Here is a 15,398-nt window from a genome sequence, read left to right as displayed (position 1 = left end):
CGGATCCCGCTCGGGTCTATCGTCGGCCGCACTGTCGGTGGCGAAAATCAGGTCGACACTCTGGGAAGCCGCGCGTGGAGAAGCCGCCCGCGCCGCCGCCTCACTCGACGGTGACGCTCTTGGCCAGGTTCCGGGGCTTGTCGATGGCTCGGTCGAGCTGGACCGCGGCGTGGTAGGACACGAGCTGGAGCTGGACGTTCGCGAGCAGCGTCGCCCACACGGGATGGGTGTCGGGGACCGGCAGGCGGGCGTCGGCGACGTCGTCGGACTGGTCCGGGCCGACGACGACGACGGGCGCGCCGCGGGCCTGCGCCTCGGTCGCGTTCGTGAGCGTCTTCTCGTCTTGCTCCTCGTCGCCGGAACAGACGGCGAACAGCGGCGTGTTCGGCGTCACGAGCGCGAGCGGGCCGTGTTTCAGCTCGCCCGCGGCGAACCCCTCGGCGTGCTCATAGGTGATCTCCTTGAACTTCAGCGCGCCCTCCTTGGCGACCGAGTTGGCCTGCCCGCGACCGATGAAGAAGTAGGAGTCGTGGTCGCTGTAGGTGCGCGCCAGGGACTCGGCCTCGTTCGTCTGCAGGACGGACTCCACCTGGTCGGGCAGGTCCCGGAGCGCCGAGAGCAGCTCGCGGCGGTCGAAGTGCGGGTCGGCCGCCGGGACGTCGTCGACGAGGCGCAGGGCGAGCAGCCCGAGCGTGACCGTCTGCGAGGAGTAGGTCTTCGTCGCGGCGACGCCGATCTCCGGGCCGGCGCGGATGAACAGCGAGTCGTCGGCGGCGCGGGTCACCGACGATCCGACGACGTTCGTCACCGCGAGCGTCCGCGCACCCCGCTCGGCCGCGTCCTCGATCGCGGCGAGCGTGTCGGCCGTCTCACCGCTCTGCGTGACGGCGATCACGAGCGTCTCCTCGTCGGCCGGTCCGGCGGCCACGCCGTACTCGTTGGCCCGAATCGCCTCGGCGCGGACGCCCGCCCGCTTCAGCATGGTCTCGCCGAACATGGCGGCGTGATAGGAGGTGCCGCAGCCGACGAGCTGGACGCGCCGCACGTCCTCGAAGGCTCCCGACGGAAAGTCCTCGAGGGAGACCGTCCCGCGCTCGGCGTCGATCCGCCCCTCGATCGTGTTGGCGAGGGCGCCCGGCTGGGTGTGGATCTCCTTGAGCATGAAGTGGTCGTAGGACCCCCGCCCGGTCTCGTCCGCGCTCCAGTCGACGGCCTCGACCGCGCGGTCGACGGGCCGCCCTTCCGTGTCGGTCACGCGGAGTTCGTCCCGCTGGGCGACGACGACGTCGCCGTCTTCGAGGTACATCACCCGGTCGGTGAACTCCACGAACGCGGGCACGTCGCTGGCGAGGTAGTAGCCGTCGGCGGCGACGCCGAGCACGAGCGGGGACCCGTCGCGGGCCGCGTACAGCGTCTCGTCGTCCTCCACGAGCGCGGCGATCGCGTAGTTCCCCTCCAGCGCGTCGACGGCCGCGCGGAACGCCGCTTCGGGCGCGAGCCCCTCGTCCAGCTTCCGCTCGATCAGGTGCGGGACGACTTCGGTGTCGGTGTCGCTGGAGAACGTGACGCCGTCGGCGCGCAGGTCCGCGCGGAGGTCGTCGTAGTTCTCGATGACGCCGTTGTGGACGACGGCGACCTCCCCCGACTCGTCGGTGTGGGGGTGCGCGTTCTCGTCGGTCGGCGGCCCGTGGGTGCTCCAGCGGGTGTGGCCGATCCCGACCTCGCCGTGGAGGCGCCGTCGCCGGACCGCGCGGCGGAGCTCGTCGACCTGTCCGGAGCGCTTGCGGACGGCGATCCCGTCGCCGTTCTGGACGGCGACGCCGGCCGAGTCGTACCCGCGGTACTCCAGGTTCTCGAGCCCGGTGACGAGGTCGTCGACCGTCCCTCCCTCACCGATCCGCGCGATGATGCCGCACATCTATCCGGACACCCCTCGGAGCGGGGACGACCGCCCGGTCGCGCGTCGGGAGAGTCCGGTGGTGCGGAGGAGTCCGTCGGTTCGAGAGTTTCGTACTCGTCGCATAGCACCGTCTACTCGCGGAGCGGAGTTTACTATCCAGATAGTAACGATCGAGTTAGCGCCGAAGTAACGGCCGCAACTGGGGACAACTGTCGGGATCGGCGGCCGTGTCAGGTGTCGTCCCCGGGCGCGGCGTTTTCGAACGGCGACCGCGCGCTGTCGGGCACGGCGGTCTCGAGCGCGATGATGTTCTGCCGGCCGACGTTTATCTTCTCGATCTCGCCGCTGTCTTCCATCTTCGAGAGGAGGCGGCTCACCTTCGACTTCGACCAGTCGGTCTTCTCCGTGATCTCGTTCTGGGGCAGTCGGCCGTCCGCCTCGCGGAGCAACTGGAGGACGCGGTCCTCGTCGCTCAGTATTCGCGGAGGGACGGGATCCGGGGGGGCGTCGAGCGTTTCGCCCCCGTCGGCAGCGTCGTTCGCCGGCGGATCGGGTTCGCGCCCGATCGAAGACACGTCCGGAAGCATCTTCCGCTGGATCAGGCGGAGCACCGCGAGGACGGCGATCACGCCGATGACGATGAAGACGGTGGTCAGCGGACTGGTCGGGTTCGTCCCGATGGAGACCTCGGTCGCGTCGGAGAGGCCGTCGCCGTCGGTGTCGGCTTCGGTCGGGTCGGTGCCGTAGGTGTGTACCTCCGCGCCGTCGGAGAGGCCGTCGTCGTCGGTGTCTGGCACGGTCGCGTTGGTCGGCCCGTCGACCTCGCGTTCGTCGGAGAGGCCGTCGTCGTCGGAGTCGGCCAGCGTCGGGTCGGTCGGTCCGTCGACCTCGACTGCGTCCGAGAGGCCGTCGTCGTCGGTGTCGTTGTCGAGCGGATCGGTGTCGTACTCGTCGATTTCGGCCCCGTCTTCGAGCCCGTCGCCGTCGGTGTCGGGGTCCGTGGCGTTCGTCTTGCCGTTGACCTCGGTCGCATCGGTGAGTCCGTCGTCGTCGGTGTCGTTGTCGAGCGGGTCCGTCCCGTACTCCATGACCTCCGACCCGTCCTCCAGTCCGTCCTTGTCGGTGTCCGTCCGGTTGAGTCCAGTGCCGTGCTTGACCTCCTCTTCGTTCGTCAGGCGGTCGGAGTCGAAGTCCCCCTCGGGCCGTATCACGACGACAGTGCGGTTGACGGACGAGATGACGGCGCCGCCGGTCTCGTTCTCGACGGTGACCGTCACCGTCTGCTCCCCGGTCCGGTTCGTCGGCCAGTGGTCGAACGCGTACTCGTCGGTGACGGTGTAGTCGTCGGTGATGAGCGAGTGAGACCGGCAACCGTCGGTCACGTTCTCACCGGCGACGGTGAGACAGACGCTGAAACTCCGATGGTTGCGCGCGTTCGTCTCGGCCACCAGCGTCACCGCCGACTGCTGCCAGACGTACGTCGAATTGTCGTACGGCTGCCGGACGGCCCCGTCCCGTATCGTCAGGTTCACCGACGCGGTCCCGGAGTCCGTTTCGGTCGCGGCGGGGTTGCCCGCCGATGCGACTGCGGTGTGACCGCGATTCGAGTCCCCCTTAACTGCCCCGGTACCTCCGACCGCCGTCCCCCCCACGAGCGGCGTAACGGCGCTGCCGACGAAGAGGAGGCACAGCAGTACGGCGATGACGTGTCTTCGAACCATGTTCTAGAGCCTGGGTTCCGCTTCGAGCGCTCCAACGTGTGTTCTGCTAGGCATTTCCATCGTGTCCTGAACGGCCTCGTAGCGTGCTGTTAGCCCACACAACCCGTTCCGGTATACGTATTACTTTACTAAGTGACTGTCCGGTCCGGTGAATCGCCCGAGGGCGCTTCGGTATCCGGACGCCGCTCCTCGCGTGAGCAGGGGCCGGTGACTGTTGCGGTTCGTCGAGCGGGCGGTCGGACGCGACACGGGTTCGTCGCAGTAGCGTCAGGCGTCAGTGTCCGCAGTCGTCGTGATCTTGGCGACGGTCAGCAGCGAAACCATCGTGACGACGATGACGCCGACGATGAATCCCGAGAGCAGCTGGAACGGGGTGACGTTGAGCACGGTCCCGACGAGCAACAGCGACCCCAGGAGCGAGAGGCTCAGGTAGCCCTGGTCCCACGCGTCGACCGAGTCGTCCTCCGGTTCGTCCGCTGCCGGCTGGTCCTCGATGTACGACGCGACCTCGTCGAGCGCCGGTTGCGGGTCGACGAGCCCCCGCGATTTGTTGTAGTCTATCACGCCCGCCTCGTCGAGCGTGTCGAGGTGGGACTGGTATAGCGCGATGTAGACGCGCTGGCGCTCGTCGGACGTGAGCGCACGGACAGTCGTGTCGTGTTCCCAGGCGGCGACCTGCTCCGCGACGTCGCGCATCTTGACAGTCTGGTCGGTCCCCTCGAGGTAGCGGATGACCGCGCGACGCCGCTCGTTCTGCAGCAGGTGGAAGAGCTCGTTCTTGCCGAGCGGGTCGGACTGGTCGTCGTCGGCCGTCTCCTGCTCCTCGTCGGTAAGCTCATCATTCTCGAGCGCGTTCGCGGCCGTCGCGTCGGTTTTCTGCGGTGAGTAGCTCATTGGCTTCATCTGGACATTCCAGGATATTCTAATAAGACGGGGCTCTCGTCCCGACCGTTGCCGACTGTTGCAGCGGCTATGGACGGTCGTAAATCGACGCTTGAAGCGAGCGAGACGCACTCCTCGGGCCGTGAAACTGCCAAAATCGGTTTAATTCGATTCAATCCGGTTTGATCGCGGACCGATCGGTTTCGCTCGCCCGATTTGCCGCTCCGATCGGAGCCGCGGCCGATCACCGACCGGTTACTCGACGACCGTCTGACGGCCGTCTGACGCGGGCGCGTCGGCACACTGGCCGACCGAGGTGGGTCCCACCGGCCGACGATCGGCCCTCGGGGTCGTCGTCGGTTCGACGGGGCCGCCGATCACAGCCGTCGGTACTCGAAGCCGGCCTCGACGACTTGCTGCTCGTCGAGCGTGCCAGGCACGTCGACGACGACCGGGTCCTCGGCCATCGCGTCGGCCACCTCGGCGAAGTCGATGTCCTCGAACTCGTCGTGGGCGGTCGCGACGACCAGGCCGTCGAACCCGGTCGGGTTGAACGTGGACTGGACGGGCACGTCGAAGGTTTCCCGGGCGCGGTCGTCCGGCACGTGCGGATCGAATCCCTCCGCGTCGACCCCGAACTCGGACAGTTCGTCGACGACGCCGTCGACCTCGGAGGTCCGGACGTCGCCGACGTTCGGCTTGTACGAGAGCCCGAGCAGCAGGACCGAGCTGTCACAGAGCACGTTCCCGGCGTCGTTGAGCCCCTTGACGGTCAGTTCGGCGACGTGCGTGGGGACGTACTCGTTGATCTCGCGCGCCTTGAGCACGAGGGTCGGCGAGAACCCGTCGCGCTCGGAGCGGTGGGCGAGGTAGTGCGGATCGACGGGGATGCAGTGGCCGCCGACCAGCCCGGGCGAGTACTCGCCGTGGAAGTTCCACTTCGTCCGCGCGGCCGCGAGCACCTCCTCGGTCGAGAGGTCCATGTGGTCGCAGGCGATGGCGAGTTCGTTGACGAGGGCGATGTTCAGGTCGCGCTGGACGTTCTCGATGACCTTCGCCGTCTCCGCGGTCTCGACGTCCGGGGCGCGGTAGATGCCGGCGTCGACCACCGACGAGTAGAGCTCCGCGAGGCGCTCGCGCACCGCTTCGTCGTCCGCGCCGACGATCTTGACCACGTCGCGCACGCCGCGGCCCTCGTCGCCGGGCGAGGCGCGCTCTGGGGAGTACCCCACGTCGAACTCCTCGCCCGCGGTGAAGCCCGAGGCCGCTTCCAGTTCCGGGACGAGGACGGTCTCGGTCGCGCCCGGGAAGACGGTCGACTCGAGGACGACCGTCGTGTCTTCGGACATGTGCTCGCCCACCGTCTCGCCCGCCGCCCGGACGAACTCCAGGTCCGGGTTCTCCAGGTCGTCTATCGGCGTGGGAACGGTGATGATCACGAAGTCGGCGCGCTCGATGAGCGACGGGTCGGTGGTGAACTCGGTGTCGGCCTCGGCGACGGCGTCGTCGTCCACGTCGCCGGTCGGATCGCGGCCGTCCGCGAGCGCGTCGACCTTCTCGTCGTCGACGTCGAACCCGACGACGGTCTGGCCCGCCTCGTCGAACGCGACGGCCAGCGGGAGGCCCACGTAGCCGAGCCCGACGACGCAGACCGTCGCCGGCTCGGCCGTCGAGTCCTCCGTCGTCGACTCCCCCTCGATTGGGATCGCCGTCATTCCGCTCGTGCCGTCCGCCGGAGCGTGCGATGCCTGCTCGTCGCCGGGATTGCTGGGTCTGTTCGGATCCATGGGTAGTCGTCGCGAGCGGACGCCCGCTCGCTGTCCGTGTCCGACCTCGGCCGGCGATGGGCTTTATTATAAATCTGATAGGTGGTCGCTTATTCCGGGGGTAAGACGCGAAACGATCGCTCGGATGAAATGGCGTGGTGGCCGTGTATGAGTGCTGTGTCCGGCGTATATACGGGATCGTTGCGAGCGTTTCGATCCCGATTTCGCTTATCAGATCAATAATAAAACCCACTGGTGGCGTGGGATCGCCCGGCTTCGCCCCGTCACGCGACGGATCCGAAGACAGACCACACAGGGGTTTCCCATGCACGCCACCACGACCGATCTGACAGCGAACGCAGCGACGATCGACCGCACGACGGACTATCGGCGCGTTCGGCCGGCGGATCCGCCCGACGGGGCCGGTCCGCGGACCGACTCGCCGGACGAGGGTCGGGCCGCCGCCACCGCGTACGCGGACACGACGGTCGCCGTCGTCGTCCCCGCGTACAACGAGGCCGACCGCGTCGGGGAGGTGCTCGACTCGATCCCGCCGTTCGTCGACCGCATCTACGCGGTCGACGACGCCTCGACCGACGACACCTGGGCGGAGATCCGCGCCCGGGTTCCGAGCGGCTCCGGGCCCCACGGCGACGACGTCGACGGGCGGATCCTCCCCATCAGACACGAAGAGAACCAGGGCGCGGGCGGGGCGCTCCGGACCGGGTATCTCACCGCGCTCGACGAGGGCATCGACGTGACGGTGACGATGGACGCGGACGGACAGATGGACCCGGAGCTGATGTCGGCGCTCGTCGACCCTGTCGCCGACGGGCGGGCCGACTACGCCAAGGGGAACCGCCTGGCCGACCCCGAGGACCGCCGCGGGATGCCGCCGTTCCGCCGCTTCGGCAACTGGCTGCTGACCTATCTCACCAAGATCGCCAGCGGCTACTGGGGGGTGATGGACCCGCAGAACGGCTACACCGCCATCTCCGGCGACGCGCTCGCGGCCGTCGACGTCGAGTCGCTCCCGGACGGCCACGACTACCCGAACGACCTCCTCGTCCGCCTGCAGGTGGCCGACAAGTCCGTGGCGGACGTCGCGATGCCCGCGGTCTACGACGACGAGGAGAGCACGATCGACTACGCCGAGTTCGTGCCCACGACCTCGCTGACGCTGCTTCGAGGCTTCTGCCGGCGCATCGGTCACGCGCTCTCCCCGGGGAACGCCGACCCGCGGACCGCTATCCGCGGTGCTCTCGTCGGCATCACCGTCGTGACGTGGATCGCGCTGTCGCGCCGCGACGACGCGGAGGGGCGGGGCGAGGAATGAAGGTCGTCGTCACCGTCCAGCATCCCGGACACGTCCACTTCTTCAAGCACGCCATCCGGGAACTGGAGACCGCCGGCCACGAGGTACACGTCTTCGCGCGGGAGAACGAGGTGACCGCGGCGCTGCTGTCGGCGTACGGCATCGACTACGAGATGCTCGCCGGGGCTTCGGCGTCGCTCCCGTCGCTCGCCCGGGTCCAGGTCACCTACGAGAGCCGCCTGCTCGCGCGCGCCTGGAAGATCGACCCCGACGTCATCGCGGCCATCGGCGGCGTCGCCGCGTCCCACGTCGCCGCTGCGGTCGGCGCCCGGGGCGTCGTCTTCTACGACACCGAGCACGCATCGCTGATCAAGCGGCTGGCCTACCCCTTCGCCGACGAGGTGTGCACGCCCGACTGCTACACGGAAGACGAGGGCGACAAGCACGTCCGCTACCCGGGGTACCACGAACTCGCGTACCTGCACCCCTCGCGGTACACGCCCGACGCGAGCGTCCTCGACGACGCCGGTGTGGACCCCGACGACCCGCTCGTCGTCTGCCGATTCAGCAGCTGGGACTCCTCGCACGACGTGGGCCAGGGCGGGTTCGACGACCTGACCGAGGTGGTCGAACGGCTCGAATCGACCGGCGCGACGGTCCAGCTCACCGCGGAGGTCGACCTCCCGCCCGAGCTCGCCGATCGGGAGCTGTCGGTCGCACCCGAGCGGATGCACGACTTGCTCTACTACGCCGATCTGACGGTCGGCGAGGGCGCGACCACCGCGACCGAGAGCGCGCTCCTCGGGACGCCCGCCGTCTACGTCAACTCCCTGCGGCTGGGGTACACGACGGAACTGGCCGAGGAGTACGGGCTGGTCTTCCAGTACAACGGTCCGAACAGGCACGAGGAGGGCGTCCGCCGGGCCCTCGAACTGCTCGGCGAGGCCGACGGGGAGCGGTGGGAGCGCCGCCGCGCCCGCGTCCTGGAGGACAAGCGGGACGTGACCGACGTCGTCGTCGACCGCGTCCTCGCGGGCGGGTGACCTGCCCGTCACGGACGGGCCCGGTCGGTGGCCGGCTGCGCGCTCGCCCGACCGCGCGAACCGGAGCCGGGTCCGCGCTCTTCCGCCGCTTTCGACCCTGCGAACCACCCGCCCGACAGATCCCCTCACCTTGGCGGCGCTCTCGTCGCGACTGGTAGGCGCGTCTCTCCACCTTCCCGTCGAGCTCCGAACGAGGCCCAGACTGGCTCTCCCGAATATCAGCTTCCGAAACGACGTGGCTACGGACCAGTTATTCACGGCGATCGTTCGGGCTCCTCAGACGCTCTCCCCGGCGCGAACTTAAACAGTGGACATGTGAAGGGGTAGTCACAGGGAGGGGTATCCGAATTGAGAAAGTACACATGACACAGACGGACGGAACTGCGGACGAACGCGGCGAAACCGGGCGGACCTGCGGTCGCGATGGAGGGCCTTTCTCTCGACGCGCGGTTCTGAAGACGGGAGCGGCGGCCGCCGGCGGGCTGATTTTCGGGTCGGGCGTCGCGAGCGCCGACACGGGGACCGGCGTGATCCCGACGCGACTGCGCGAGAAATTCGACCGCGTCGTCGACGTGGTCGAGGCCGGTGCCGACGACACGGGCTCGGAGTCCATCGTCGGCGTCCTCGAGCGACTACGGGACGACGATCGACTCCAGCACGGGACGCTGCTGTACTTCCCGCCGGGTCGCTACTACATCGACCGGCAGTTCCGGATGACCGGCTTCGACCTGTTCGGCATGTACGGGAACGACGCCACGCTCGTGCCGGCCGACTACCACGGTATCGAGGACGACAAGCACAAGCTGTTCCGGCTGGGCGTCTCCTACAACCCCGGGAACCGCCTCTTCGTCGAGAACTTCGCCGTCGACCAGACGGCCGACGACACGGGCGCCCGCGTCCTCGACGTGGCCGTCGCCGACCGCCTCGAGGTCCGCGATATCGACGTCCAGGGCAAACACGACTCCGGCGCCTGGGGACCGGGCCGCTTCGTCGTCACCGACCCCGACGGGACGGGCGTCGTCGAGCGGTTCACCGCGGTCGACGGCGGCGAGTACTCGGCCAACGCCCCGCACGACAAGCTCTGGCGCGGCCCCTCGGGTATCATCTGCAACACCTACAACGAGGGTCGGATGACGTTCCGCGAGTGCGAACTCGGCGGGTTCCCGGACAACGGCCTCTATGCGGCGGGCACCAACGGACAGATCCGGGTCTGGCGCGGCACCTACAGGAACAGCAACGGCGCGAACGTCCGCGTCGGCGGTCCGAACAGCGAGATCATCGGCGTCGACGTCGTCGTCGACCGGAACTGGGAGGAGACCGAGGCCCAGCGCGGCATCCGCGTCGAGAAGACGAACGACGTCGACGTGAAAGACTGCTACGTCCGCATCGCCGCGGACACGCCCAACAGCCACGCGATCTCCGTCCAGTGGGACGTCGAGAAAGCCTATCTGAAGGGGAACACCGTCGTCGTGGACAGCCCCGTGTTCAACCACGGGATCTGCCTCGCCTCGCGGACGGGCGACGTGACCGTCTACCAGACGAGCGTCGAGCACAACGGCCCCGGCGGTTCCGCCTTCTACATCGACGGCGAGGGCACCGACGACGAGTGGGCGATGCTCGCGCAGGTCACCGTCACCGGGTCGGCCGGTCACAAGTGGAACCGTGCCGGCATCTACAACAAGCGAAACAACGTCGAGTTCCGCGCCGTCGACGTGGACCAGACCGGTTCGTCCAAGCGCCGCGCGCTGGAGAACTTCGGCGACGACTGCATGGTGTACGCGTGCGACTTCACTGCCCGTCAGCACCCGCTCATCGACACGGCCGCGGACACCCGGGTGGAGGACTCGACGTTCTACTCGGCCGACGACCGCCAGGGCATCCGCCTCACCGACACCACGGAGCGCGTCTACCTCAAGAACAACGAGATCGAAAACGACGTCAAAGACGAGGGCTGTTCCGATCTCAAGATGGCCGGCAACACCTTCTTTTGAGTCGGCGGCCGGGCCGCGTCACGGCGTCCCCGCTGTCCCGTTTGCGCCGGTTCGATGCGCACTATCTCACGGATTACCACTGCCCTAGCAGCGTCGCCGCGGCGCGGCGGCCGTCCTACCAACAACATAAGAAGGAACACGGGGGTGCGACCGTGCGGTGTGATGAGTCTCCGATGAACCGACGTCGATTCCTCCGAGCGAGCGGCGTCGTCGTGGCGGGCGGTCTGGCCGGCTGCGGTGGCGACGCGACAGCCGATACGCCGCCCGATTCGAGCGGTCCGAACACCGGCGGCACTGTCACCGCCGAACCGAATGCCACGACCGCGACGACTACCCGGTCGGGCGGGACGACCACTGCGACCGACACCGCGACGGCGACGCCGTCGCGCGAACAGCTCCAGACGGACGACCGCTCGCGCGAGCGATACGGCCAGCCCGGATCGTCGCTCGCCCCGCTGGACGGCCCCGACGAGTGGCAGACGGTCGCGGGGGAGGCCAGCGCCTCCGACCGGGGGATCACTGACGCGGGAGGCGTCAAACTAGTCGGCCCGGGCGGAGAGAACGCCTCGATCGCGAAGTCGATCTCGCCCACGGACCTGTCGGACAGGGACCTCTCGGTCGGGATCCGGTCGACGACGCCCCGCGAGATCGGTTTCGTCGTCAGACTGGTCGACGGCTACGGCAACTACGCGGCGCTCTCGCTCCGGAAACTCTCCTACCAGCCGCCCGACGTGGGCTGGTTCCGCACCTGCCCGGGCGTCTACGCCACCAGCGACCAGGTCCCCGACCTCGCGAACGTCCAGCGGGTGCAGCTGGTCGCGCTCAACGCGAGCCCCGACGACGTCGAGGTGTGGGTCGACGACGTGCGGACCCACCCCAAGCCCGACCGGGGATACGTCGTCCTCAGCTGGGACGACGGGCGACGCGCCTACGCCGAGGAGGCGGCGCCGCTCCATCGCGAACGCGACCTGCCCGGCGTCGTGACGATGCCGCCGACCGTCGACCACGTGGGACAGGGGCCGTTCATGAGCCGCGACCAGTTCCACGCGATCAGCGAGGCCGGCGACGAAGTCGTCGCCCACGGGACGACCGGGCGGACGTTCAGCACCGTGTCGGCCGAGCGACTCGACGAGATGCTGGCGCGCAAGAAGCGCTGGCTGCTCGCCAACGACTTCGACGGGAGCGACTTCGTCGTCTACCCCGGCAACAACTTCGACGCCACGTCGCTGGACGTGACCGACCGCTACTTCCAGATGGGCGGGATGAACCAGGCGGGCGACGTGAACACGACGGGCGTCAACGGCTTCGACCCGCTGGTCCTCCCGCGGACCATCGGCCACGACCTCGAGGTCGCGAAGACCGTCGTCGACCGCGCCGCCGTCCACCGCAACTGCGGCATCCTCAACTTCCACCACTTCGGCACCGACAACACGATGGACCCCGGCGAGTACGAGCGACTCCTCGACTATGTCGTCGAGACCGACGGCGTCGAGGCGATCACGTTCTCTGACCTCTGGTCGATGCGCACTGAGTAAGCGGCCCCGCGCCCCCGCGCCACCGCGCCGCCGTACTTCCGCGTCACCGCGCTTCCACGCCGCCGCGCTTTTGCGCCACCGCGCTTCCGCGCCCCGCTGCTCGGCGCTTTACGCGATGCCAAAACCGTTCGCCGGCGCCCTCGGGGCCGCTGCGGCGCGAACGACGGACGGCGGTCGGACACCACCGCCATTCGCGGGCGGGACGGAATCGCGACCAGACGGCCGCCGCCCGCCGATTAGCTGGCCCGTAGAAAAATGCACCCGTCCCGAAGGGCCGGGTATGTTGCCGTCTCGGTACAACCTGACGAATCTGCGCCGGGTGGTGCGCGACCCCCGGCGGCTCCGGACGGAAGCGGAGGCGCTCGGCTCGCGGCTCAACCGGGCCGTGGCCGCGCGCCGGCACCCACCCGGGGACGCCGTGGCCATCATGGACGAGGACTGGGACAACTGCTTCGTCCTCGACGCCTGCCGCTACGACCTCTTCGCCGAGCGCCACGACCTGCCCGGCGAGTTGCGGAAGGTCACGTCGGCGGGCTCGCAGAGCCTGGAGTTCATGGAGCGCAACTTCGCCGGCGAGACGTACCACGACACCGTCTACGTCACCGCGAACCCCTTCGTCACGCGGCTCGACGACGGTGTCTTTCACCGCGTCGTCGACTGCTTCGCCGACGAGTGGGACCCCGACCTGGGGACGGTCCCGCCGGAGGCGGTGGTCGACGCGACCCGCGCCGCCAACGAGCGCTATCCCGAGAAGCGCCTCCTCGTTCACTTCATGCAACCGCACTACCCGTTCATCGGTGAGCGCGGACGCGAGCTCGACAGCGGCGGCGTCACCGGCCACGTCACCGGGCAGGCCAAGACCGACGAACCGGCCGACTCCATCTGGGACCGCCTCGCCGCGGGCGACCCCGACGTGTCGCCGGAGACTGCCTGGGCGGCCTACGCGGAGAACTTCGACCTCGTCCAGGAGCACGTCGCCGACCTCGCGGCGGCGCTGGACGGGAAGACCGTCGTCACCGCCGACCACGGGAACCTCTTCGGCGAGCGCCAGTGGCCGGTCCCGTTCCGCCGGTACGGCCATCCCGCACGCCTCCGCGTCACGGAACTCGTCGAGGTGCCGTGGCACGAACTGCCGGCCGACGAGCGCCGGACCGTCACCGCCGACCCGCCGGAACAGACCGACGACGTGGCGAGCGACACCGTCCGAGACCGTCTCGACAACCTGGGCTATGCCTGAAGCGCTCCCGGCGACGGGCGACTGGCGCCCAGCGGCGGCCGACGGGCTCCCGCGGGCGGGCGACGTGCGGCCGCCCTCGGCTGCCGAGAGCGGGCGCGTCCGACGCAGAGGTGGCCCCGCGTGAGCGACGACGGGGACGTACGAGGGTCGTCGATGCTCTCGATCCTGCGCGGCAGCTCCATCTTCACCGTCGGGACGCTCGTCGCGCGCGCGTTCGGCTTCCTGCTCACGCTCGCGCTCACCCACGCAGTCGGTGCGGTGGCCTACGGGGTGTACGTCTTCGCGAAGAAACTGATCACCGTCGGCGCCGGCCTCGCGGATCTGGGCGCCGACAAGGCGGTCCTGCGGTTCATGCCGAAGTTCGAGGACCACCCCGAGCGCCGGGGCGCGGTGCTGACGCTCGGGCTGGTCACCTCGCTGGTCGCCAGCCTCGCCGCCGCCGCGGCCCTGGCGGTCGCCGCCCCTGCCATCAACGCCCACACGCTCAACGAACCGCTGTTCCCGGACGCGCTCCGGGTGTTCGCGGTCGTGCTCCCCTTCTACACGCTCCGGCGGGTCGTCACCGCGACGTTCCGGAGCCTCGAACGCCTGGAGTACACGGTGGGCGTCAACAAGGTGGCGCTGCCGGCCGCCCAGGTCGTCGCGGTCGGGGCGGCGTTCCTCCTCGACGCGTCGCTCGTCGGCGTCGTCGTCGCGCTCGTCGTCGCCGGCGTCGCCGTCTTCGCCGGTTCGTTCGCGCTGCTGTTCGCGCGGACGGACCTGCGCCCGCGCCTCGCCGGCACCCGCGAGGTGGCCGCGGAGTACTACGACTACTCGCTCCCGCTGACGATTTCGCGCGCCGGATCGCTCGTCTACAGTAACGTGGACGTGCTCATGCTCGGCGTGCTCGCCTCCGGCGCCGCGGACGTCGGCATCTACAACGTCTCGCTCGCACTCGCCAGCCTCCTCGCGCTCCCGCTGATGGCGACCAATCAGGTGTTTCCACCCGTCGCCTCCCGCCTGTACGAGGAGGACAACTACGACGACCTCGAATCGATCTACGGCTTCCTCACCCGCTGGATGTTCGGCGTCGCCCTGCTCGGCGGCGCGGCGCTGATCGTCTTTCGGGCGCCCGTCCTCGCGCTGTTCGGCCCGGAGTTCACCGCCGGTTCCACGGTGCTGGTCGTCCTCGCGGTCGCGAAGGTCGTCAACGTCGCGGTCGGGCCCAGCGGCTACGTCCTCATGATGACCGACCACCAGTACCTCAACGTCGTCAACCAGGTGAGCACCGCGCTCCTCAACGTCGTCCTCAACTACGTGCTCATCCTCCGCTACGGGATGGTCGGCGCGGCAGTCGCCACGGGCATCTCCATCGCCGTCGTCAACGTCGCCCGCATCGCCCAGGTCTGGTACTTCGAGGGGATGACGCCGTACTCGCGGCGCTACCTCAAGCCCGTCGGGGCCGTCGGGTACGCGACCATCGCCATGCTGGCGGTCCGCCTGTTCGGTGCGCCGCCGCTCTCGGGGCTCCCCCTCATCCTCTTCGGTGGCCTCGTGGGCCTCGGCACGTTCGGCGCCGTCGTCTGGCTCCTCGGCATCGACGACGCCGACCGCGAGTTCGTCGACCAGACGCTCTCGCAGGTGGGCGACTGAGGGCGTATACGATGTCAGTCGTCGTAGACGCTCGGTGGACTTTTCCCCGCTCACGGTCGCTGTCTCAGAAAAACGCAGGATGTCAGGACGGCGGGAGAGCGGAGCTCTCTCGAACCGAGACGGGATATCCGCGCTCGGACAGCCGTACCGCACAGCACTCGCGCGGATAGTGGCCCGCTCAGACGACTTCGCGACGCCGCGACCGCGCCTCACGGTTCGCTTCGCTCTCCGGAAGACTCACTGGGTTCGTCTTCCGAGCCCTGTCTCACTCGGTTCGACAGGACCCCGTTCGGCCAGCCGTGGCGCTCCCTGCGTCTGCTCACGGGCGGCGAAGCCGCCCGTTCGCATGGTATGAGGGACCTCCGGTCCCTCACTA

General features: G+C 69.0%; 10 protein-coding genes. 6 read left to right on the top strand and 4 right to left on the bottom strand.

Annotation, left to right across the window (positions count from 1 at the left end; genetic code table 11):
- Positions 1–100 precede the first annotated feature (100 nt).
- The 4 genes from glmS to ACMGFH_RS15750 all read right to left on the bottom strand — a co-directional run bounded on the left by glmS (position 101) and on the right by ACMGFH_RS15750 (position 6,218).
- Positions 101–1,918, bottom strand: coding sequence for a glutamine--fructose-6-phosphate transaminase (isomerizing) (glmS, locus tag ACMGFH_RS15765; protein ID WP_415379400.1), 1,818 nt, complete (start codon positions 1,916–1,918; stop codon positions 101–103).
- Between the two features lie 212 nt (positions 1,919–2,130).
- Positions 2,131–3,621 carry a helix-turn-helix domain-containing protein gene (locus ACMGFH_RS15760; RefSeq protein WP_415379399.1) on the bottom strand — a complete coding sequence of 497 codons (1,491 nt, stop codon included), beginning with the start codon at positions 3,619–3,621 and terminating at the stop codon, positions 2,131–2,133.
- A 267-nt stretch (positions 3,622–3,888) separates the two neighbouring features.
- Positions 3,889–4,515: a hypothetical protein gene (locus ACMGFH_RS15755; RefSeq protein ID WP_415379398.1), complete on the bottom strand. Its 627-nt coding sequence runs from the start codon at positions 4,513–4,515 to the stop codon at positions 3,889–3,891.
- A 365-nt stretch (positions 4,516–4,880) separates the two neighbouring features.
- On the bottom strand, positions 4,881–6,218 hold the full coding sequence (locus ACMGFH_RS15750; protein WP_415383267.1) for a nucleotide sugar dehydrogenase: 1,338 nt from the start codon (positions 6,216–6,218) through the stop codon (positions 4,881–4,883).
- A gap of 376 nt (positions 6,219–6,594) precedes the next feature.
- On the opposite strand from ACMGFH_RS15750, the gene ACMGFH_RS15745 reads away from it, so the two are divergent.
- The 6 genes from ACMGFH_RS15745 to ACMGFH_RS15720 all read left to right on the top strand — a co-directional run bounded on the left by ACMGFH_RS15745 (position 6,595) and on the right by ACMGFH_RS15720 (position 15,022).
- Positions 6,595–7,605, top strand: a complete 1,011-nt coding sequence (locus tag ACMGFH_RS15745) for a glycosyltransferase family 2 protein (RefSeq protein WP_415379397.1) — start codon at positions 6,595–6,597, stop codon at positions 7,603–7,605.
- Positions 7,602–8,627, top strand: coding sequence for a DUF354 domain-containing protein (locus tag ACMGFH_RS15740; RefSeq protein WP_415379396.1), 1,026 nt, complete (start codon positions 7,602–7,604; stop codon positions 8,625–8,627). The genes ACMGFH_RS15745 and ACMGFH_RS15740 overlap by 4 nt, the downstream gene beginning before the upstream one ends.
- Before the next feature lie 362 nt (positions 8,628–8,989).
- On the top strand, positions 8,990–10,618 hold the full coding sequence (locus tag ACMGFH_RS15735) for a right-handed parallel beta-helix repeat-containing protein (RefSeq protein WP_415379395.1): 1,629 nt from the start codon (positions 8,990–8,992) through the stop codon (positions 10,616–10,618).
- Between the two features lie 173 nt (positions 10,619–10,791).
- Complete coding sequence (locus ACMGFH_RS15730; protein WP_415379394.1) at positions 10,792–12,153, top strand: polysaccharide deacetylase family protein; 1,362 nt, start codon at positions 10,792–10,794, stop codon at positions 12,151–12,153.
- Positions 12,154–12,433: 280 nt separating this feature from the next.
- Entirely contained in the window at positions 12,434–13,390 is a 957-nt protein-coding gene (locus ACMGFH_RS15725; protein WP_415379393.1) for a hypothetical protein, read from the top strand.
- 120 nt (positions 13,391–13,510) lie between these two features.
- Positions 13,511–15,022 carry an oligosaccharide flippase family protein gene (locus ACMGFH_RS15720; RefSeq protein WP_415379392.1) on the top strand — a complete coding sequence of 504 codons (1,512 nt, stop codon included), beginning with the start codon at positions 13,511–13,513 and terminating at the stop codon, positions 15,020–15,022.
- Positions 15,023–15,398: the final 376 nt, after the last annotated feature.

The sequence above is a fragment of the Halosimplex rarum genome, from assembly GCF_047715405.1.
Classification (GTDB): domain Archaea; phylum Halobacteriota; class Halobacteria; order Halobacteriales; family Haloarculaceae; genus Halosimplex; species Halosimplex rarum.
This window is presented reverse-complemented; position numbering and strand designations above follow the sequence as displayed.